Annotated in this window: 20 protein-coding genes; 7 read left to right on the forward strand and 13 right to left on the reverse strand. The window is 65.2% G+C overall.

Annotated features, from left to right (window positions below):
• Positions 1–66: 66 nt before the first annotated feature.
• Complete coding sequence (locus FIU28_RS24460) at positions 67–1542, reverse strand: L,D-transpeptidase family protein (RefSeq protein ID WP_246660795.1); 1476 nt, start codon at positions 1540–1542, stop codon at positions 67–69.
• A 428-nt stretch (positions 1543–1970) separates the two neighbouring features.
• Positions 1971–2627: a J domain-containing protein gene (locus FIU28_RS24465; RefSeq protein ID WP_143575684.1), complete on the reverse strand. Its 657-nt coding sequence runs from the start codon at positions 2625–2627 to the stop codon at positions 1971–1973.
• A 128-nt stretch (positions 2628–2755) separates the two neighbouring features.
• On the opposite strand from FIU28_RS24465, the gene FIU28_RS24470 reads away from it, so the two are divergent.
• Positions 2756–3028 carry a BolA family protein gene (locus tag FIU28_RS24470; RefSeq protein ID WP_143575685.1) on the forward strand — a complete coding sequence of 91 codons (273 nt, stop codon included), beginning with the start codon at positions 2756–2758 and terminating at the stop codon, positions 3026–3028.
• A 233-nt stretch (positions 3029–3261) separates the two neighbouring features.
• On the opposite strand, the gene FIU28_RS24475 is transcribed toward FIU28_RS24470, so the two are convergent.
• The 3 genes from FIU28_RS24475 to FIU28_RS24485 form a co-directional block, all read right to left on the reverse strand.
• On the reverse strand, positions 3262–4611 hold the full coding sequence (locus tag FIU28_RS24475) for an HlyC/CorC family transporter (protein ID WP_143575686.1): 1350 nt from the start codon (positions 4609–4611) through the stop codon (positions 3262–3264).
• A 231-nt stretch (positions 4612–4842) separates the two neighbouring features.
• The gene (gene aroB / locus FIU28_RS24480; protein ID WP_143575687.1) at positions 4843–5985 is read right to left on the reverse strand and encodes a 3-dehydroquinate synthase; all 1143 of its coding nucleotides are present in this window, start codon (positions 5983–5985) and stop codon (positions 4843–4845) included.
• Positions 5986–5993: 8 nt separating this feature from the next.
• Positions 5994–6632 (reverse strand): shikimate kinase, encoded by a 639-nt coding sequence (locus tag FIU28_RS24485; RefSeq protein WP_143575688.1) that lies wholly within the window; start codon positions 6630–6632, stop codon positions 5994–5996.
• 206 nt (positions 6633–6838) lie between these two features.
• Between FIU28_RS24485 and FIU28_RS24490 the strand changes: the two genes are divergently transcribed.
• Entirely contained in the window at positions 6839–6985 is a 147-nt protein-coding gene (locus FIU28_RS24490) for a histidine kinase (protein ID WP_143576386.1), read from the forward strand.
• 243 nt (positions 6986–7228) lie between these two features.
• On the forward strand, positions 7229–8137 hold the full coding sequence (locus FIU28_RS24495; protein ID WP_210245544.1) for a site-specific tyrosine recombinase: 909 nt from the start codon (positions 7229–7231) through the stop codon (positions 8135–8137).
• 118 nt (positions 8138–8255) lie between these two features.
• Here FIU28_RS24495 and FIU28_RS24500 read toward each other — a convergent pair whose 3' ends face one another.
• The gene (locus tag FIU28_RS24500; RefSeq protein ID WP_143576387.1) at positions 8256–9032 is read right to left on the reverse strand and encodes a methyltransferase domain-containing protein; all 777 of its coding nucleotides are present in this window, start codon (positions 9030–9032) and stop codon (positions 8256–8258) included.
• A 112-nt stretch (positions 9033–9144) separates the two neighbouring features.
• Between FIU28_RS24500 and gloB the strand changes: the two genes are divergently transcribed.
• Together gloB and FIU28_RS24510 are read left to right on the forward strand one after the other, a co-directional pair.
• Positions 9145–9912, forward strand: coding sequence for a hydroxyacylglutathione hydrolase (gloB, locus tag FIU28_RS24505; protein WP_143575690.1), 768 nt, complete (start codon positions 9145–9147; stop codon positions 9910–9912).
• A complete protein-coding gene (locus tag FIU28_RS24510) occupies positions 9909–10337 on the forward strand; it encodes a cupin domain-containing protein (RefSeq protein WP_246660796.1) in 429 nt (142 codons plus the stop codon). The genes gloB and FIU28_RS24510 overlap by 4 nt, the downstream gene beginning before the upstream one ends.
• Positions 10338–10396: 59 nt before the next feature.
• Here FIU28_RS24510 and FIU28_RS24515 read toward each other — a convergent pair whose 3' ends face one another.
• The 4 genes from FIU28_RS24515 to FIU28_RS24530 all read right to left on the reverse strand — a co-directional run bounded on the left by FIU28_RS24515 (position 10397) and on the right by FIU28_RS24530 (position 14821).
• Positions 10397–11335: an IS110 family transposase gene (locus tag FIU28_RS24515; protein ID WP_143572486.1), complete on the reverse strand. Its 939-nt coding sequence runs from the start codon at positions 11333–11335 to the stop codon at positions 10397–10399.
• A gap of 379 nt (positions 11336–11714) precedes the next feature.
• Complete coding sequence (gene yddG / locus FIU28_RS24520) at positions 11715–12581, reverse strand: aromatic amino acid exporter YddG (protein ID WP_143575691.1); 867 nt, start codon at positions 12579–12581, stop codon at positions 11715–11717.
• A 184-nt stretch (positions 12582–12765) separates the two neighbouring features.
• The gene (gene phbB, locus FIU28_RS24525) at positions 12766–13491 is read right to left on the reverse strand and encodes an acetoacetyl-CoA reductase (protein ID WP_143575692.1); all 726 of its coding nucleotides are present in this window, start codon (positions 13489–13491) and stop codon (positions 12766–12768) included.
• 151 nt (positions 13492–13642) lie between these two features.
• Positions 13643–14821 (reverse strand): acetyl-CoA C-acetyltransferase, encoded by a 1179-nt coding sequence (locus tag FIU28_RS24530; RefSeq protein WP_143575693.1) that lies wholly within the window; start codon positions 14819–14821, stop codon positions 13643–13645.
• A gap of 315 nt (positions 14822–15136) precedes the next feature.
• On the opposite strand from FIU28_RS24530, the gene phaR reads away from it, so the two are divergent.
• Complete coding sequence (gene phaR, locus FIU28_RS24535) at positions 15137–15745, forward strand: polyhydroxyalkanoate synthesis repressor PhaR (RefSeq protein WP_143575694.1); 609 nt, start codon at positions 15137–15139, stop codon at positions 15743–15745.
• A gap of 187 nt (positions 15746–15932) precedes the next feature.
• Here the strand turns inward: phaR and FIU28_RS24540 are convergent, their stop codons facing one another.
• Positions 15933–17657 carry a bifunctional diguanylate cyclase/phosphodiesterase gene (locus FIU28_RS24540; protein ID WP_143575695.1) on the reverse strand — a complete coding sequence of 575 codons (1725 nt, stop codon included), beginning with the start codon at positions 17655–17657 and terminating at the stop codon, positions 15933–15935.
• A gap of 195 nt (positions 17658–17852) precedes the next feature.
• On the opposite strand from FIU28_RS24540, the gene FIU28_RS24545 reads away from it, so the two are divergent.
• On the forward strand, positions 17853–18173 hold the full coding sequence (locus tag FIU28_RS24545; RefSeq protein ID WP_143575696.1) for a hypothetical protein: 321 nt from the start codon (positions 17853–17855) through the stop codon (positions 18171–18173).
• Positions 18174–18177: 4 nt separating this feature from the next.
• Here the strand turns inward: FIU28_RS24545 and FIU28_RS24550 are convergent, their stop codons facing one another.
• Both FIU28_RS24550 and rpmF read right to left on the reverse strand, forming a co-directional pair.
• On the reverse strand, positions 18178–18900 hold the full coding sequence (locus FIU28_RS24550) for a hypothetical protein (protein WP_143575697.1): 723 nt from the start codon (positions 18898–18900) through the stop codon (positions 18178–18180).
• A gap of 209 nt (positions 18901–19109) precedes the next feature.
• The gene (rpmF, locus tag FIU28_RS24555; RefSeq protein ID WP_143575698.1) at positions 19110–19295 is read right to left on the reverse strand and encodes a 50S ribosomal protein L32; all 186 of its coding nucleotides are present in this window, start codon (positions 19293–19295) and stop codon (positions 19110–19112) included.
• Positions 19296–19350 lie beyond the last annotated feature (55 nt).

Below are 19350 nucleotides of genomic sequence, written 5' to 3' on the forward strand. Positions count from 1 at the left end.
GGGGAAGGGTCGGGGATGGGGGTCCGCGGGCTCGAACGAAGCGATCGTCGCTCCGGACCATCAGCCCTACTTGGCGGCCGAGAACCGCGTATCAAAACTGTTGGCGGGCACCACCGAGGCTGCGCCGGACAGCAAAGCGCCCTGCTCAGTCGGCTTCGACGGCGGGCGCGGGGCGGCGCTGGCCTGCTTGGTGGCGTCGGCCGGCGTCAGCACCGGCTTGGCGGCCACAGAAACAGCAGGCTTGGCCGCGGGCGTTGGCTTGGACTTGGCGGCAATGGTGGCTGCGGTCGAAGCCGGCGTGGCGCTCGCCGTGGTCTCCGAGGAGCCGCCGATGCCGACCTTCTTGGCGAGGTTGCTGAAGAAGCCGCCTTCCGACGAGGCCGAGGCGACCTTGGTGCCGGGGGTGACGGCGACCACCGGCTCTTCCGACGACGCCGACGCCAGCAGCGACGCCGAGGACGGCTCAAGGTTCGGCTTCGGCGGATTGACGTGCGGTGGGATGGTGCCCGGCGCGCGGACGCTTTCGATGCCGGGGACGATCGGGTCCGACAGGCCGGTCGAGGCTTCCGGCAGCTTGGAGGCGAAGATCCGGTTCATGCCGCCGTCGATGTCCGGACGGCGCGCCGCGATCGCCACACCCTTGGCGACCAGCTCAGCCGTTTTGGCGTCGTCGGCGCGCTGCTTCTGCGCCACCGCGTCGGCGATCTCCGGCGTCACCGTATAGGCCGGGCACTTGGCGGATGCGTTGAAGACAGGCGCGCGCGACATGTTGGCGGGCTGCGCCGGATCGAACACGTACTTGTTCTCGCAGAACTCGACCTTCGGCTCCTGCTTCGTCACCTCGAAATGATCGTAGCCCTGCTTGATCATCTTCCAGAACGGCATGTTCGGGTTGTTGCGGTGGCGGGCCATGTTCACGGGCGTCATCTTGAACGGATAGGCCTGCACCTGGAACGAGCGCTGGCCGCCGAAGAAGGATTCGCGCCCCAACGCGTAGATGTCCGAGATCTGTTCGTCGGTCATCGCGTAGCATCCGCGCGACGAGCAGTCGCCATGCACCATCAGCTGCGAGCCGGTGCGCCCCAGCGATTTGTCGAACGCGTTGGGGTAGCCCATGTTGAACGACAGATAATACGACGACTGCGGATTCATCTGCGCCGGCGTGATGTTGTAGAAGCCCTCGGGCGCCTGGCGGTCGCCTTCCTTGATCTTCGGACCGAGGTCGCCGGACCAGCGGCAGATCGGATAGGTCTTCAGCAACGCGAACTGGCCGGAACGATTCTGTTTCCAGACCTCGAGCTCGGCCTCCTGCTTGAACAGCCGCACCAGCATCGGCGACTGCAGGTCCATGTCCTTGGCCGCGATCTCGGCGACGAGCTTTTCCGGAATCGGCTTGTTGGCCTTGGCGTTGCTGGCGAGCGACATCTCGTCGGTGTTGCAGCCGGACAGCGCCAGACCAGCCGCCAGAACGGCGGAGATGACCAGCGCGCGAACGAGCGGGCCGCGAAGGTCCGAGCCGCGAAAGTCCGAGCGATATATCAAGACGAAACTCCGCAGCCGAGGGGCGAACTCACCCCGAAACAACCGTCTACGCCCAAAGCGGGCCGCAGATTATCCCCAACACCCCCTGCTCGCAAGCCGACCCGGCCGCGCGAAGCGGGCGCAAATACCCTTGGACCCGAACGGTTAAAACTTGGTGGCGGGGCTTAATTGCGGCCGAAACCGCGATGCGGCGGAATAAAGGCGGCTGGAGTGCCGACATGTTTAATCAAATGTTACGGAGGGCGGGAATGCGGGCAAGCTGTGAAGTCCACCGCCCTCTCCGCCGTCGTCCCGGCGAACGCCGGGATCCATAGCCTCCAGAGATAAGAGACGGAAGGCCGCTGCGGCCGTGCCGCCACTTGTCGATGGCGTGTATGGGTCCCGGCTTGCGCCCGCGCTGACGCGCGGGCTTGCCGGGACGACAGAGCCTACGAGCCCCGGACCACCGTCTTCAGATAATTATACGCCTTGATGATCTCGATCAGGCGATCCTCGGTGGAGCGGTCGCCGCCATTGGCGTCGGGGTGGTGCTGCTTGACCAGCGCCTTGTAGGTCGATTTCACGGTTTCCAGCGTGGCGTCGGGGCCGAGGCCCATCACCTGAAGCGCCTTGCGCTCGGCGTTGAAAATCTTGCGCGTCTCGGCCTTGGGCGCTTCGGCCTTGGCGCCGGGACCGGGCCGCCAGCGGTTGCGGCCGTTGAGTTCAGAGAACATTGCGAACGGATCGGCGGCGCCTTCGAGGTCGGCCTCGGGCGACTTGCCTTTGCCCTTGCTGCCATTGGCGCCCATCTTCCAGGTCGGACGGTGGCCGGTCAGCGCGTCCTTCTGGTACTTCGCCACCGCGTCCAGCGTCATGCCGGAGAAGAAATTATAGGACTGGTTGTACTCGCGGACATGGTTCAGGCAGAAGTGCCAGTATTCCTTGTCGTTGGCGCGGCCCTTGGGGGCGCGGTGCGGCCCCTTGTTTTTGCACTCCGGCCACTCGCACATCGCGGCTTCCTCGCGCGCGGCGGCCTGCTGCTTGGCGCTCAGCTTATTGGGCTTGATGCGGATGGAGTCGAAGAATTTGGATGAGTCGATGGCCATGGCGGACTATGACAACGCCGCGCGAAAAGCTTCAAGTCTTGACATTCGGATATGATCCCAGTGGCGCCGATTTCCAGCGATTGACGATGATGCGGCAAAGACGTTAAGCCGATATGCGAGGAACTGCCATGACCGTCAAAGACATCATCTCAAAGAAACTGCAGGACGCCTTCGCGCCCGATCGCCTTGAGGTGACCGACGAGTCGCATCTGCATGAAGGCCACGCCGGCCATCAGCCCGGCGGCGAGACGCACTTCCGAGTTGATATTGTGTCGGACGGCTTCGAAGGGAAGAGCCGGATCGAACGCCACCGAATGATCAATGCGACGCTGGCTGCGGAACTCGCCGGCCCGATCCACGCGCTGGCGCTGAAGGCGCGAACGAAGGGCGAGGCGGGCTAATTGGTCCGAACACCGGCGGTAGTGCCCCCTTCCCCCTTGCGGGGAAGGGCCGGGGATGGGGGTGCCGCGAGCGACGACCTCTGCGATGTCGCGCAGGCGATGCAGCAACGACTTCTTCATTCAGGTTTTACAGAGCGTCGCTGAAAGTTCAGCGCGTGGGGCCCCCCATCCCCGACCCTTCCCCGCAAGGGGGAAGGGAGCACTGCTGCCATTGCTCTTATCTCGTTAGAAAATCAGAACGACGTCCCGGCCCTTGGCTTCTTCCCGACCGGCTCCGGCTCCACCGGCACCGGGCCGATGCGCAATGCGGTGATGCGGTTGCGCTCGCGGCGCAGCACCCGAAACCGGAAGCCGTGGAAGGTGAAGCTCTGGCCGCGCTCGGGGATCGAGCGCGCCTCGTGGATCACCAGGCCCGCCACGGTCGTCGCCTCCTCGTCGGGCAGGTGCCAGTCCATCGCGCGGTTGAGATCGCGGATCGGGACGGAGCCGTCGACCACCACGGAACCGTCCGGCTGGGCGCGGACGCCGGCGACCACCACGTCGTGCTCGTCGGAGATATCGCCGACGATCTCTTCCAGCACATCCTCCAGCGTCACCATGCCTTCGACTTCGCCATATTCATCGACCACCAGCGCGAAATGCGTCTTGCGGCGGCGGAATGCCTTCAGCTGATCCGACAGCGGGCGCATCTCCGGCACGAACCATGGCGGCAGCGCGATGGAAGCCACATCGATCTTCGAGGTGTCGCCGTCGACGGCCCGGATCGCGCGCAACAGATCCTTGGCATGCAGCACGCCGATGATGTTCTCCGGCTTGTCGCGCCACAGCGGGATGCGGGTATATTCGGTGGTCAGCACCTCACGCACCAGTTCTTCCGACGGCAGATCCGCGTTGAGCATCACCATCGCGGTGCGGTGGACCATCACGTCGGACACGGCAAGATCGCCGAAGCGAAACACGTTCTGGATATATTCGGCCTCGCCCGATTCCATCTTGCCGTGCTCGGCGGATTCGCCGACCAGCCCCTGGATCTCGCGGCCAGTGAGGATCTCGTGGCTCGACACTTCCTGCACGCCGAGCATGCGCAGCGTGGCGCGCGAGGCATTGTTGAGCAGCCAGTTCAGCGGCCAGAACAGTACGAAGGAAACATAGAGCGGATAGGCGATCCATTGCGACACCGGCTCCGGCTGGCGGATCGCCAGCGTCTTCGGCACCTGCTCGCCGATCACGATATGCAGCGAGGAGAACACCAGAAAGCCGCTCAGGAACGAGGTGAAATGCACCGCCGATTCCGATAGGCCGAGCGGCTCGAGCAGCGGCTTCAAGAGCGCCGCCACGGTGGGCTCGCCGACCCAGCCCAACCCCAGCGAGGCCATGGTGATGCCGAGCTGACAGCAAGCGAGGTAGGCCTCGACGTTGTTCATCATCTGCTGCAGCAAACGCGCGCCAAAACGGTTCTGCTCGGCCATCGCCTTGACGCGAAAGCCGCGGCTCGACACCAGCGCGAATTCCGCCGCGACGTAGAAGGCGTTGGCCGCCAGCAGCAGCACGGCGATCAGGAGACTGGCAACGTTGGAAGTCATATTTCTTTCACGTCTGCGGGCTGCCTCATGCGGCCGACGGTCGGCTGAATTAAAGTACCGGCTTTTCAGCCGTCATTGCGAGGTCAGGGAAAGCCAATTGGCTTTCCCCTTAGCCCTTGCGACGAAGCAATCCAGTTCTTGCCGCGTTTGCCGCTTCTGGATTGCCGCGTCGCTTCGCTCCTCGCAATGACGGAGCTTGTGGGTTCGCCCGAGCCAAAACGCAAGGGAGGCTCATGCCGACAGTTTTGCCTGCAGAAAGTTCCTGACCACCGCCGGCTCGACGTCATTGGCGATCACCGCCTGCCCGATCGCTTCGAGCAGAATGAACGTCAACTTGCCGCGCTTCACCTTCTTGTCCTGCGCCATCAGCGCCATCAGGGCGTCGGCGTCGGCCAGGCCTTCCTGGGTGAAGCCGGCGATGTCCTGCAGCCGCGTCGGCAGGCCGAACTCGACGAGATGACGCTGCACGCGCGCGGCGTCGCTGTCGGCGATCATGCCGAGCTGCGCGGAGAGCTGCGCCGCCAGCACCATGCCGACCGCGACGCCCTCGCCGTGGAACAGCCTGTCGGAAAAGCCGGTTGCGGCCTCCAGCGCATGGCCGAAAGTGTGGCCGAGATTGAGCAACGCGCGCTCGCCGTTCTCGCGCTCGTCGCGCGCGACGACGCCCGCCTTGGCGCGGCACGAGGTAGCGATGGCATGCTCGCGCGCCGCGCCGCCGCGGACGATCTCGGCATGGTTGGCCTCCAGCCAGGCGAAGAACGCCTCATCCCCGAGCACGCCGTATTTCGCGACTTCGGCATAGCCGGAGCGAAACTGGCGCGGCGACAGCGTGTCGAGCACCGCGGTATCGGCGACCACCAAGAGCGGCTGGTGGAACGCGCCGATCAGGTTCTTGCCGTGCGGCGAGTTGATCCCGGTCTTGCCGCCGACCGAGGAATCCACCTGCGCCAGCAGCGAGGTCGGCACCTGCACGAAATCGACGCCGCGGCGCAGGATCGCCGCGGCAAAGCCGGCGAGATCGCCGACCACGCCGCCGCCCAGCGCAATGACCAGGTCGTTGCGCTCAATTTTGGCCGCGACCAGCGCCTCGGAAACCTTTTCCAGCCCGGCATAGCTCTTCGAGCCCTCGCCGTCCTCGACGATGAAATGCGAGGTGGCAATGCCGGCTTCCGCCAGCGAGGCTTCGGTGGCCGCCAGCCAGTGGCTGGCCACCGTGCGGTCGGTGATGATGGCGGTCCGCACACCGGGCCGCAGCGCCAGGATGCGGGCGCCGAGCGAGGGCAGCACGTCGCGGCCGATGATGATGTCATAGGCCCGCTCGCCGAGCGCGACCTCGACCGTGATCGGCGCGGAATGGTTCAGGGGGGCGGTCATAGGCAAGGTCATAAAATCGGGCTCAAGGGATCGCCTGTCGGTTCGATAATGGCGGAGGCCGGGCGCGGCCGGAACAGGTGCTCGTGCAGGGCGACGACGCATTCATCGACGATCCTGTCATGCGGCACGTCGCGCGAATCGATCAGGATGTCGGTCTGCTCGTAGAACGGATGCCGCGCCTCGATCAGCCGGGCGATCACCGCGGCGGGATCGGCGTTCTGCAAGAGCGGCCGGTCGGCGCGGCGCTTGACCCGTCGCAGGATCACGTCGGCATCGGCCTTCAGCCACATCGAGATCGCCCTGTCGCGGATTTTGGCGCGGGTGTCCTCGCGCATGAAGGCGCCGCCGCCGGTGGCCAGCAGGATCGGCCCGCTTTCCAGCAGGCGGGCGATCACCCGCGCCTCGCCGTCGCGGAAATGCGGCTCGCCATGGACCTCGAAAATGTCGGGGATCGACATGCCGGCGGCGGCCTCGATCTCGTTGTCGGCATCGATGAAGGGCAGCCGCAGCCGCATCGCCAGCCGGCGGCCGATCGTCGATTTGCCGGCGCCCATCATGCCGACCAGCACGACCGAGCGCTTGCCGAGGCCCGCGACGATCGCGGCCTCCTGGGCAGTGCTGTGGGTCGGCAAGACGGTATCGGACATCAACTCACCTGCAAAAACGATGCGCGGCCAACGGATTGCGCGGGCAAAGCATTGGGATGACGAAGGATTGCCGCATTTTCGTCACCTATACCAGCCCTGCGACAAGCGTTGCCAGCGAGAGTGTCAAACTGTATCCGACAGAAGTGGCGACCCGGCGGGTGCGCTGCACCGCAATGCCCCCTTCGACCCGCTTTGAGTCCCCGGCCATGCCCAGCCTGTTCCGTTTCCTGACGATCGTCGCCCTCATCGGCGGCCTCGTCTATGGCGTGGTGTTCGCATTGGCCAATTTCGTCAATCCGGGCCCACGGGAAATGACGGTCACGATCCAGCCCGACAAGTTTCTCAAGAAATAGCGGCTAGGCTGCACAAGAATTACCGGCGGAGCGGCTTTGCTTCACCTCTCCCCGTTGGGGAGAGGTCGGCGCGAAGCGCCGGGTGAGGGGGCTTTGCGCCATTGAGAGAGCGTAACCCCTCACCCCAGCCCTCTCCCTATGGGAGAGGGAGCGCACGGCCGCACCGCTTCACTGGCAAGCAAGGGTCTTCTGTTGAGCACCAATCCTACCTCCGATGCCAAATGGGCCGGGCTGTTTCTCGACATGCTGGCCGCCGAACAGGGCGCCGGCGAGAACACGCTGGACGCCTACCGCCGCGATCTCGCCGATTTCTCCGACTTCGCCTGCCGGGTCCGCTCCAGCTTCAAGGCCACCGATACCCAATTGCTGCGCGATTACCTCGAGGATCTCGACGGCCGCGGCTTCAAATCGACCACCGTGGCGCGCCGGCTGTCGGCGCTGCGCCATTTGTTCCGCTTCCTGCTCAGCGAAGGGTTGCGCAGCGACGACCCCGCCGCGATCCTGTCCGGCCCCAAGCGCGGCCGCAGCCTGCCCAAGGTGCTGTCGATCGCCGACGTCGACCGCATGCTGGTGCAGGCGAAATCGCAGGCCGAAAATCTGGCGACGCCGATCGCCCAGCGGCTGCGCGAGGCGCGCCTCTATTGCCTGCTGGAGGTATTGTACGCCACCGGACTGCGCGTCAGCGAACTGGTGTCGCTGCCGCTGACGGCGGCCAGGCGCGACGCGCGCATGATCGTGGTGCGCGGCAAGGGCAACAAGGAGCGGCTGGTGCCGCTCAATGAGACCGCCAAACAGGCGATGGCGGCCTATCTCGCCGCGATGGCCGAGTTGCAGGCCACCCAGCCGAAGAAGACCGCGGCGTCGAAATGGCTATTTCCGTCGTTCGGCGAGAGCGGGCATCTGACCCGGCAGCATTTCGCCCGCGATCTGAAAGAACTCGCCGCCGCCTCCGGCATTGCACCGGCTTTGGTCAGCCCGCATGTGCTGCGCCACGCCTTCGCCAGCCACCTTTTGCACAACGGCGCCGACCTGCGCATCGTGCAGACGCTGCTGGGGCATACCGACATCTCGACGACGCAGATCTATACCCATGTGGTGGAAGAACGCCTGAAGAGCCTGGTGCGCGACCTGCATCCGCTGGCGGAGAAGTGAAGACGTAGCCCGGATGAAGTCAGCGGGCCGCGCCTTGCGCGGGTCGGTGACGCAATCCGGGAAAGGACGTCATGTGATGCGCCGGCCCCGGATTGTCATCCGGGCTACAGGAAGCGCCTCACCCTCCCTGCGGCTTCGGCTCCGGCAGTTCTTCCTCCTCGTCGCGCTGCAACCGCGACGGCACCAGCACCGGCTGCAGCGCCGGGATCAGCCGGGTCCGCTCGCGATGCGCGGGGATCGCGCGATAGACCTGCTTGGTGGCCTCGACGAGATGCACGCCGGCGAAGGGCAGTGCCATCGCGGCGCCGAGCTTCTCCCAGGCCATCGCCGATTGCAGGAACCACCCCCCCCCGAACGGTGGCATGAACAGCGCCTCGCTCCAGGCCGACGGCGTGAACCAGGTCTGGCGCAGCAAGTCCGTGATCTGCGCGCGCGAATAGGGCCGGCCGTGGCCGAACGGCGTGTGCTCGGTGCGGGTCCAGACGCCGCGGCGGTTCGGGATGATCGCCAGCAGCCGGCCGGACGGCGCCAGCACCCGCCATATCTCCCGCAGCAACCCGCCGGGATCGTCCGACATTTCCAGCGCATGGACCAGAATGATGCGGTCGACCGCGGCATCCGGCAGCGGCAGCGAGAACTCGTCGACCAAAGTGGCCAGCGCCGGCTTGTCGGTCGGCCATTTCAAGACGCCCTGCGCCGCCGGCATGAAGGCGATACAACGCTCCGAGGTCTCCCGGAACAGGCCGAGATAGGGCGTCGGATAGCCCAGCCCCAGCACGCGCAGCCCGTGCGCGTCCGGCCAGTGCGCCTGGATACCGCGGTTGATGAGCCGCCGCGCCACGAGGCCCAGGCGGCGCGAATAGAAATCCCGGAGGTCGATGACGTCGATGGCCATGAATGTTTCTACCACGTCGGCAGGAGTCGGCATGCCCCGATTCTCGCATTGCCGGGGCAACGTTAACGCCATATGTCAGAACCCAGCACCGTTCAGGATTCCCGGAGATATCATGGCCGCCGAAATTCGCGTGTTCCCCTGCCTGTCCGACAATTTCGGCTATTTGATCCACGATCCGCAGAGCCGCATGACGGCCGCGATCGACGCGCCGGAGGCCGCGCCCATCATCAAGGTGCTGGAGCGCGAAGGCTGGATCCTCACCGACATCCTGATCACGCACCACCACGCCGACCATGTCGGCGGCGTCAAAGAGCTCAAGCACAAGTACAATTGCCGCGTCGTGGCGCCGCATGACCAGACGGCGGCGATCGCCGATGTCGATCTGCGCGTCGCCAATGGCGACGTGGTGCGGGTCGGCGACATGCTGGCCCGCGTGCTGGAGACGCCCGGCCATACGCTCGACCACATCGCTTACGTGTTCGACAATGAAAAGGCGCTGTTCGCCGCCGACACCCTGTTCTCGGTAGGCTGCGGCCGGGTGTTCGAGGGCACCTATCCGATGATGTGGCAGTCGCTGTTGAAGCTGCGCGCGCTGCCGGACGATTTCCGGCTGTATTGCGGCCATGAATACACCGCCTCCAACGTCAAATTCGCGCTGCCCATCGAGCCCGGCAATCCGGACCTTCAGGCCTGGGCCGCCAAGGTCACGGAGCTGCGCGCGGCGAACCAGCCGACCATCCCGACTCTGCTCGGCGACGAAAAGAAGTGGAACGTGTTCCTGCGCGCCGACGAACCGTCGGTCGCGGCCGGCGTGCGGCTGAAGGGCGCCAGCGGCGAGGACGTGTTCGCCGAGTTGCGCGAGCGCAAGAACAAATCGTGACGGAGACGGCGGCCGAGATCATCGCCCGGCTGGACCTCAAGCCGCATCCCGAAGGCGGGCATTTTCGCGAGACCTTTCGCGATTCTGCGGTGGATGCGAACGGGCGGTCGCGCTCGACCGCGATCTACTTTTTGCTGGCAAAAGGCGAGCGTTCGCACTGGCACCGCATCGATGCCGTCGAGATCTGGCACTGGCACGCCGGCGCAGCGCTGGAGCTGAGCATTGCCGACGACAGCGGCTCGCGCGTGCTGCGGCTCGGCGCCGATCTCGCGGCCGGCGAACTGCCGCAAGGCATCGTGCCGCCGCACGCCTGGCAGGCCGCGAGCACCACTGGCGACTGGACCCTGGTCGGCTGCACCGTGGCGCCAGGATTTGATTTCGCAACCTTCGAACTGGCGCCGCCGGGGTGGATGCCTTCTAGCTGAAACGCGGTTCTTTTCCCTCCCACCCGCGTCTTCGCGGTGGGGAGCGACTGTCTTTCGGGTCAGGCGTTTTTGGGCTGCCATGGCGTTTTGTCCCGGAGGATGGCGTTGAGGATGGTGAGTAGCTTGCGGGCGACCGCAATGATCGCCACCAGCTTGGGCTTGCCGGCGGCAACGAGTTTGTCTCGAAACAGTTTGAGCGTCGGATTGAAGCGAGCGGCGACCATGGCGCCCATGAACAGCACGCCGCGCACGCTGGCTCTGCCGCCGCCGATGAAGCTCTTGCCGCGCCATTGGCCGGATTGCCGGGTCCATGGCGCCAGACCCGCAAGCGCGGCGATCTGACGGCGATCAAGCGTGCCCAGTTCCGGCAATTCGGCGATTAGGCTGCGGGCAATCGTCGGCCCGATGCCCGGGACCGAGGCCAGCAGATCTTCCTTCTCGGCCCAGGCCGGCGTGCCCTGGACGTGATCGCGGATATCGTCGTCCAGTTCAGCCAGCTCTTTCTCCAGCGCCTTGCGCAGCCGGGCGATGCTCTTCTTCAACCGCGGATTACTGACGCGACGGGCACGCTGGCTTTCCGCCGCGATCATCTCGACGATCTGGCGCCGGCGCGCGACCAGATCGGCAAGCAGGCGCGTCATCTCGTCGGGCAGCTGACGCAGCTGCGGTTTGGTCGCCTCGGCAAAATGCGCGATCACCATGGCATCGATCGGATCGGTCTTGGCGCGCTTGCCAACCGCGTTGGCAAAGAAGCGCACCTGCGCCGGATTGACGATCACCACCGGCAGGCTTGCTCCGCCGAGGCCCGCTGCGACAACCGTCTCGAAGCCGCCGGTCGCCTCGATGGCTACCAGCCGTGGCGAGATCGCCTTCAGTCGTCCGATCAGTTCGTCGATCCCCGCGCCATCTCGGGCGACCGCAAAACTCTGGCCCGTTGGGCGTACCGCTACGTCCAGCCGGTCCTTCGAAACATCGATGCCAACGTAAATCGCGTCCATCTGATCCCATCCTTGCGCAAGCGGGCTCGCAAAGCGGCCCAAGCGACTGTTCGGGTTCGATGGAACGGCAGGCGAAGACCCACGCTCCCCAACGGGCTTGGTGTCCCTCAGGTGATGCGGTCTTTCGCCTGCCACAGCTCCGCCAAGCTTAGCAGAAACGGCATTCGGCAAATTACAAGAGGTGGCGCGTTTGAGAGCCAACGGGTCCGGCTTCGCCGGCCCGATGATAAACTCCGCGAACAAACGTGACGGGTGGGGGGTGTGGCAGCATGCTCGATAGCGCATGTGGCGCCCCCCCACCCGACCGCGCTTCGCGCGGCCACCCTCCCCACCACGCGAAGCTTCGCTTCGCTTTGGGGGAGGGAAAAAAGAGCCGAGCCTATGCGCTTTTCTTCCGCAGCAACTCCTTCGCCGCGATCAGCCCGCCGCCGGCGATCAAGGCCGCGGCCAGCGCGAGGTTGGCGCTCGGCTGCGCATAGCCCGCCAGGATCAGAAACGACGTCGACAAAAGCGGCGTCGCGTAGGACGCAGCCCCCAGCACGCGGATGTCGCCGCGCTTCATGCCGATGTCCCAGGCGAAGAACGCCGCCCCCACCGGACCCACGCCGAGTGCTGCGACAGCGATCCAGGCCAGCGGCGACGCAGGCCAGGCCGTGGTTTCGGCAACGACATGCACCGCCCCGGCCAGCAGCGCGGTGATGGCGCAGAAGCCCGCCACCGCATCGGTCGGCACCGCCTTGAAGCGGCGCGACAGCACCGAATAGCCGGCCCAGACGAAGGCCGCCGCCAGCGCCGCGGCGTAGCCGGCCAATTGCGTTGGCGTCGCGACCAGATCGATATTGCCCCACAGCAGCACGACCGTGCCGGCCAGCCCGAGCAGCGCGCCGATCACATGATGCGCGCGCAGCCCTTCGCCGGGCAGGAAGGAGGACAGCAACACGATCAACAGCGGCCACAGATAGTTCAAGAGGCCGGCTTCCGCCGGAGGCGCCAGCCGCAATGCCACGAAATACAAAGCGTGGTAGCCGAACAGCCCGCCGATTCCGACCATCGCGGCCCGCCACGGCTGCCTGAGCGCGCGCAACGCCCGCGGCCTCACCGCGAAACTCGCCATGGCCCCGATCGCAAACGTCATCGCCATCAGCTGGAACGGCGGCATCGTCCCGGTGGCCACCGTCATCACGGAGAGCAGCGACCACATCAGGATGGCGGTGAGCCCGATCATGGTGGCAGTGCGGGGAGTCATGAAGTCTCGTTTCTTCCTTCTCCCCCGCGCGAAGCGGAGCTTCGCTCGGTGGGAGAAGGTGGTGCCGACGAAGTCGGCGTCGGATGAGGGGGCGTTTGGCGACGTCGCGTGCGGCCCCCCTCACCCGTCCGCGCTTCGCGCGGCCACCCTCTCCCACAAGGGGAGAGGGGAAGAAAGAGACATCCTATGCGTGATACTGCCCACCATTCACCGTCAGCGTCGAGCCGGTGATGAAGCCGGCCTCGTCGGCGGCGAGGAACATCACGGCGCGGGCGATCTCCTCGGGTTCGCCGAGGCGGCCGACCGGGATCTGCGGCAGGATGGTTTTTTCCAGCACGTCCTTCGGCACCGCCTGCACCATCTCGGTATTGATGTAGCCCGGGCAGATCACGTTCACCGTGATGCCGAGCTTGGCATTCTCCAGCGCGAGCGCCTTGGTGAAGCCGATGTCGCCGGCCTTGGCCGCGGAATAATTGACCTGGCCGAACTGGCCCTTCTGGCCGTTGATCGAGGAGATGCTGACGATGCGGCCGAATTTGCGCGACCGCATGCCTTCGATCACCGGGCGCGTCATGTTGAACAGCGAGCCGAGATTGGTGTTGATCACCGCGCTCCACTGCTCCGACGTCATCTTGTGAAACGCGCCGTCCTTGGTGATGCCGGCATTGTTGACCAGCACGTCGACCGGACCGAGATCGGCCTCGACCTGCTTGACGCCCTCGGCGCAGGCCTCGAATGACGAGACGTCCCATTTGTAGACCGGAATTCCGGTCTCGCTTTTGAACTTCTCCGCCACCGCGTCATTGCCGGCGTAACATGCCGCAACATTGTAACCCGCGCCCTTCAACGCCTTGCTGATCGCCGCCCCGATACCCCTCGTTCCGCCCGTCACCAACGCAACACGTCCCATGACCGTCCTCCCGCTTCTTCTTATGTAGCGAATAAATAGGGCTGTGCGATGAACTTCAAGCAAAAAGGCCCGACGCGAGTGCGCCGGGCCTTTTGTTAGTAGTGTGCAGTGCAATCGCGCGACGATGTGTCCAGTGCGTGACGCCTGGTGGTTAGTCGCGAGCGATGCACATCGCGATGCCCATGCCGCCGCCGATGCACAACGTCGCAAGCCCCTTCTTGGCGTCGCGCTTCGCCATCTCGTGCAGCAGCGTCACCAGCACGCGCGCGCCGGACGCGCCGACCGGATGGCCGATCGCGATCGCGCCGCCATTGACGTTGACCTTCGAGGGATCCCAGCCGAGGTCCTTGTTGACCGCGCAGGCCTGTGCCGCGAAGGCCTCGTTGGCCTCGATCAGATCGAGGTCCTCGATCTTCCAGCCAGCCTTTTTCAGCGCGGCGCGCGACGCCGGGATCGGCCCGGTGCCCATGATCGACGGATCGACGCCGGCCTGGCCCCACGACACGATGCGGCCAAGCACGGTCCGGCCTTCTTTCGCGGCCTGCTTCGCGGTCATCAGCACTACGGCGGCGGCGCCGTCATTGATGCCCGAAGCGGAGCCCGCGGTGACGGTTCCGTCCTTCAGGAAGGCCGGCTTCAGCTTGGCCATCGCCTCGATGGTCGCGCCGTGGCGCGGATATTCATCGGTGTCGACGATGATGTCGCCCTTGCGCGACTTGACGGTGACCGGGATGATCTCCTGCGCGAACTTGCCGGCCTTCTGTGCGGCTTCCGCCTTCTGCTGCGAAGCGACCGCGAATTCGTCCTGCTGCTGGCGGGTGATCTGGTACTTCTGCGCCACGTTCTCGGCCGTGTTGCCCATGTGATAGCCGTTGAAGGCATCCCACAGCCCGTCCTTGATCATGGTATCGACGAATTCCACCGGACCCATCTTCACGCCGCCGCGCAGATACTGCGCATGCGGCGCCATGCTCATGGATTCCTGACCGCCGGCAACGACGATCTCGGAGTCGCCGTTCAGCAGCGCCTGATAGCCGAGCGCCACGGTGCGCAGGCCGGAGCCGCACAGCATGTTGACGCCCCAGGCCGAGGTTTCCACCGGCAGGCCGGCGGCGATCGAGGCCTGACGCGCCGGGTTCTGGCCCTGCGCGGCGGTCAGGATCTGGCCCATGATGACTTCGGACACGCGGCCCGGTTCGATACCACCGCGCTCCAGCGCGGCCTTGATCGCGATGGCGCCGAGCTCATGGGCGGGCATGGTGGCGAACGCGCCGTTGAAGCTGCCGACCGGGGTGCGGGCAGCGCTGACGATGACGACATCGTCGGACATGGGCATCTCTCCTGTTGCTGAGGTTTTTTATGAAACGAGATCGCCGGATTTCGGCGAAATTCGACTGGTGTCCATCCTGTTAACGTAGGCGAGCACTGTCAATTAGCCATAGCGGATTTGCTGCAGCGCACGCAAATTACCACCAATGTCCGTTTGCATAGCACAACCATGCTGCGATTTTAACCGTGCCGCACAAAACGGTAGCCGAAGCTTCGCGAAAGTGCTTTCTTTGCTGCAATGCGTTGGTTAACCCCCTAATTAAATCCGTTGGCGCACTGTCAGCGGATCCCTGTCCTCGGTGTATGTGTGAGCCCCATGGCGAAATCAGATCAGCCCACGACAATCAAGAAATACGCGAACCGCCGGCTCTATAATACCGGAACCAGTACGTATGTGACGCTTGAGGACCTTGCGACAATGGTGAAGGACGGCGAGGATTTCCTCGTCTACGACGCCAAGACCGGCGACGACATCACCCGCTCGGTGCTGGCCCAGATCATTTTCGAACAGGAAAACAAGGCTGGCCAGAGCCTGCTGCCGACCACCTTCCTGCGCCAGTTGATCCGCTTCTACGGCGACAGCATGCAGATGGTGGTGCCGAAATATCTCGAGCAGTCGATCGATTCGCTGACGCGCGAGCAGGAGAAATTCCGCAAGCAGCTCACCAATACGTTCAGCATGACGCCCTTCGCGCCGCTGGAAGAACATGTCCGTCGCAACATGGAAATGTTTCAGCAGACCTTCTCGATGTTCAAACCGTTTGTCCCGAATCGCGCCGGCATGCCGATGAGCGAGCCGGAAGCACCACAGGAGCCGGCGCCCGACGCCGGCAACATCGACGATCTGCGCCGCCAGATGAAGGATATGCAGGATCGCCTCGAGCGCATGTCGCACGAGGTGAAGCCGGAGCACAAATCGGAGTAGGTGAGCTGAGATAGCAGCCAGACTCACTTTCTTCCCTCTCCCCTTGTGGGAGAGGGTGGATCGAACCGCGAAGCGGTTCGAGACGGGTGAGGGGTAGCCTCAAACGCCGTCGCCCAGAGACCCCTCATCCGACGCCGACTTCGTCGGCGCCACCTTCTCCCACAAGGGGAGAAGGAAGAAGTAAGAGCTATCCCATCGCCGGTCGTGGCGCGGCGGTGTCGTCCAGCCAAGGGCGCTCCGGGGCGGCCAGCCCGATCAGTTTGCCCTGGATGTAGTCGCAGCCCCAGTCGCGCAGCAGATCGGCGGATATTTCGTCCTGCACCCATTCCGCCACCGTCTTGATGCCCAGCCTGCGGCTGAGATCGATCATGGTCTGCACGAAGGCTCGGTCATCGGCGGAGCGCGCGATGTTCTGCACGAAGGCGCCATCGATCTTCACGATATCGACGCCGAGCTTGCGCAGGTTGCGGAACGACGTGTAGCCGGCGCCGAAATCGTCGATGGCGATGCGACCGCCGAAATTCTTCACCCGGGTCACGAAGCCGCGGACGTCATCGAGATCCTGGATCGCCACCGTCTCGGTGATCTCGACGATCATCCGCTCGGCCACGCCGGGATGGGCGCGCATCATCGACTCGATCGAGGACCACCAGTCCGAATCCATCGTGGTATCGGGCGAAATGTTCAGGCTGAGCTGGACGTGCGGCGACGCCGACAGTTCTGCCATCACCAGTTCCAGCACGCGGTGATCGACCAGCCGGATCAGGCCGAGCTTCTCGGCCACCGGCACCACGTCCGGCGCCAGCAGCACCTCGCCGTCTTCCTGCCGCATCCTGACCAGGCATTCGTAGAACGCCGGATGGCGCGAGCCGGCATGCACCACCGGCTCGAACGCCACCACGATGCGGCGCTCGTTCAGCGCGGTGACGATCTCGTCGGTGACGCGGATGTTGACGCGGCGCTGCGCCTCGCGCTCGACATTGGGCCGCCACATCGCCGAACTGCCGTTGCGGCGGCGCTTGGCCATCTCCAGCGCTTCCTGCGCACGGTTGATCGCCTCGTCATTGGTGCGGGCATAGCGCGGCACCGCGATCGCGCCGATCGACGCCGTCACCGACACCGGGCCGGAACGGGTCAGGATCACGTCGCTGCGGATGACCTGCAGGAAACGTTCGGCCGCGACATTGGCCTCGTCGACGCTGCAATTCTTCAGGATCAGCCCGAACTTGTTGCCCGAAAACCGCCCCATCACATCGCCGCCGCGCAGCCGCACGCCGATCCGCTTCGCGATCTCGGCGATCACCTCGTCGGCGACGTCGAAGCCGAAGGCGTCATTGATCCGCGCCAGATGGTCGATGCCGACCAGCATGAAAACAAAGGAAGAGCGAAACCGGGAGCTCTCCTCGATGGCTTCGGCCAGCGCGATCAGCAGATTGGCGCGATTGAGCGCGCCGGTGACCGGATCATGCTGCGACAGCTTGAGCAGTTGCTCCTCGCGGGCGTGCCGCTCGTTGTTGATGCGGACGATGCCCTGCACGCGCAGCGTCTCGCCCGTGGCGCCGAGGCAGTACCCGGTTTCCTCGATCCACAGCACGGTGTCCGCGGTGCTGCCGCGGATGCCATATTCGATCCGGTAGCAGCCGCCCTGGTCCGGCGCCGCGCCCGCCTCGCGGGCGGCGATCGCCTGGCTGAGCGCCTCGGTCCGCACCGTGCGATGAGGCTCGATCAGCGCCGACAGGCCGGCGCCGGTCGCCAGCGCGGCGGCGGGCACGTCCCTGAAGATCGCCGCCGCCTGGTCGGTCCAGACGATCGTGTCGGTGGCGACATCCCAGACAAAGGCCGCCTGGCCGAGCGCGGCCAGAATATCATCGGGGCTTGGGGCGCTGCTGATCGGTAATGGGCCGGATATCACAGTCGCCTCATTGTGGGACGCCTTCGCGGGTTCGCGTCAGATTGTGACGGCGCGGATGCGTCGATTCTAGCGAAAGTTTCTGAACAATTCGAGAAAGGCCGGGTTTGCACGCCGAGTGGATGCCGGCCGGGCCGCATGCGCGCGCCGGCATGTGCCTTGCGAAGCAGCTCTCAAGGGGGACGTTCCTGTCCCGAATTGAAGCGGACGCTGATCGCTATGCGGATCGTTGGAATCAGTCGGATCAGCCAGACCCCGCCGCGATCGCGGCGCGATGGCACGGCTGTGCCTGAGGCGTCCGGCGCGATCATCGAGACGACAGCGCCGCGGCGAACCGCACCGCCAAGCTACAGCCTGTCGCGGCCGGACCCCTATTTCATCATCCAGCTGATTGCGACCGCCGAACAGAGCCCGCAAACCCGCAGCCTGCGCCGCGCCGAGGCGGCGGATGTGGACGCGGCCTATCGGGCCGTCGCAAACCGCCGAGCCGTGGCCGGCGTCACGCGCCGGATCTGCTGACGGTTCAGCGCGTCGTCGGGGGGATATCTTTGGACGGATGCGGGCCATTGCCGGGCTGCAGGTCGGGTGACGTGATCTGCGGCGAGGTGTGGGCGACGACTTCCGGAGGGATCGGCTCGGCATCCGGCCGCGGCGCGGACGTCGCATCCAGCCTGGGCTCGGTCCGCGGTTCGACCGCGGGCACCGGTGGCGGCGTCGAATTTTCCAGCAGTGCTGCTTCGGCGACCGACGTGGCCGGCGGAACCACAGCGGCCGGCGGCGGCATCACCGGAGCCGGCGGGACGGCGACCAGTTCGGACGGCTCGGAGCGCGGGGCCGGCGCGGGTCGCACCGGTTCGGCCGCCACAGCCACGCGTCGGGGGCGACGCGCCCGCAGCGAGATGCCGGCGAAGAAATCCACCATCGCAATCAGGGTAATCAGGAAGAAGGTCGAGTTGCCGAATTTCGGCAGCATGACAAATTCGGCGGCAGCGCCGCCGAACACCAAGAGCGACAGCAGGTGATCGGTGAAATATTTCGCCGCCGGACGCGCCGCGCGCATCACTTCCAGCAGCAACAGCAAGATGCCGAGCGCGACCAGCATGTCGTTCAGCGTCACCGTCCAGACGTCCTTCGACATCAGGGTGATCGAAAACAGCGGCACCGGCACGGACAGCGCCAGGTCGGGCATCAGGAAAACGATGATGTTGCAGATCGCCAGCGGAATCAGCAGCAGCGGAAACGCCATCTTGGGCCTTCTTTGCAAGCGAGAGAATCGGACGCGCCGTCCGGCGACGCCGATGCGTACTGGAATCCAGCGATTAGCTCCAGAGTTGGAGCGAATTCGGGCGGAAGTGCAGTTTTACTGAACCCGCCCGACGCTTCGACCCGCTTGTCCTGAACCTTGGCTCACCTCGAGAGCTGCGCCGCGGGGAGCGGCGCGCCTTCGGGCGGCGGTCAGGATTCTTTCTTGATCGTCAGAACCTGACGGCCCTTGTACATGCCGGTCTTCATGTCGAGGTGATGCGGGCGACGCAGTTCGCCGGAATCCTTGTCTTCCGCATAGGTCGGGGTCTTGAGCGCGTCAGCCGAACGGCGCATGCCACGCCGCGACGGCGATGTTTTTCTTCTGGGAACGGCCATGGGATGGTCCTTGCAGTGATGTCAGAGTGTTCGATCGGCATCCGCGGACGGACGG

Source organism: Tardiphaga sp. vice154, assembly GCF_007018645.1.
Taxonomy (GTDB): Bacteria; Pseudomonadota; Alphaproteobacteria; order Rhizobiales; family Xanthobacteraceae; genus Tardiphaga.

Excerpts from the sequence above, each read along its gene's own strand:
- FIU28_RS24465 (WP_143575684.1), bottom strand. The coding sequence starts at position 2,627 with ATGGCCATCGACTCATCCAAATTCTTCGACTCCATCCGCATCAAGCCC.
- FIU28_RS24470 (WP_143575685.1), top strand. The coding sequence starts at position 2,756 with ATGACCGTCAAAGACATCATCTCAAAGAAACTGCAGGACGCCTTCGCG.
- FIU28_RS24475 (WP_143575686.1), bottom strand. The coding sequence starts at position 4,611 with ATGACTTCCAACGTTGCCAGTCTCCTGATCGCCGTGCTGCTGCTGGCG.
- aroB (WP_143575687.1), bottom strand. The coding sequence starts at position 5,985 with ATGACCGCCCCCCTGAACCATTCCGCGCCGATCACGGTCGAGGTCGCG.
- FIU28_RS24485 (WP_143575688.1), bottom strand. The coding sequence starts at position 6,632 with ATGTCCGATACCGTCTTGCCGACCCACAGCACTGCCCAGGAGGCCGCG.
- FIU28_RS24490 (WP_143576386.1), top strand. The coding sequence starts at position 6,839 with ATGCCCAGCCTGTTCCGTTTCCTGACGATCGTCGCCCTCATCGGCGGC.
- FIU28_RS24495 (WP_210245544.1), top strand. The coding sequence starts at position 7,229 with ATGCTGGCCGCCGAACAGGGCGCCGGCGAGAACACGCTGGACGCCTAC.
- FIU28_RS24500 (WP_143576387.1), bottom strand. The coding sequence starts at position 9,032 with ATGGCCATCGACGTCATCGACCTCCGGGATTTCTATTCGCGCCGCCTG.
- gloB (WP_143575690.1), top strand. The coding sequence starts at position 9,145 with ATGGCCGCCGAAATTCGCGTGTTCCCCTGCCTGTCCGACAATTTCGGC.
- FIU28_RS24515 (WP_143572486.1), bottom strand. The coding sequence starts at position 11,335 with ATGGACGCGATTTACGTTGGCATCGATGTTTCGAAGGACCGGCTGGAC.
- yddG (WP_143575691.1), bottom strand. The coding sequence starts at position 12,581 with ATGACTCCCCGCACTGCCACCATGATCGGGCTCACCGCCATCCTGATG.
- phbB (WP_143575692.1), bottom strand. The coding sequence starts at position 13,491 with ATGGGACGTGTTGCGTTGGTGACGGGCGGAACGAGGGGTATCGGGGCG.
- FIU28_RS24530 (WP_143575693.1), bottom strand. The coding sequence starts at position 14,821 with ATGTCCGACGATGTCGTCATCGTCAGCGCTGCCCGCACCCCGGTCGGC.
- phaR (WP_143575694.1), top strand. The coding sequence starts at position 15,137 with ATGGCGAAATCAGATCAGCCCACGACAATCAAGAAATACGCGAACCGC.
- FIU28_RS24550 (WP_143575697.1), bottom strand. The coding sequence starts at position 18,900 with ATGGCGTTTCCGCTGCTGCTGATTCCGCTGGCGATCTGCAACATCATC.
- rpmF (WP_143575698.1), bottom strand. The coding sequence starts at position 19,295 with ATGGCCGTTCCCAGAAGAAAAACATCGCCGTCGCGGCGTGGCATGCGC.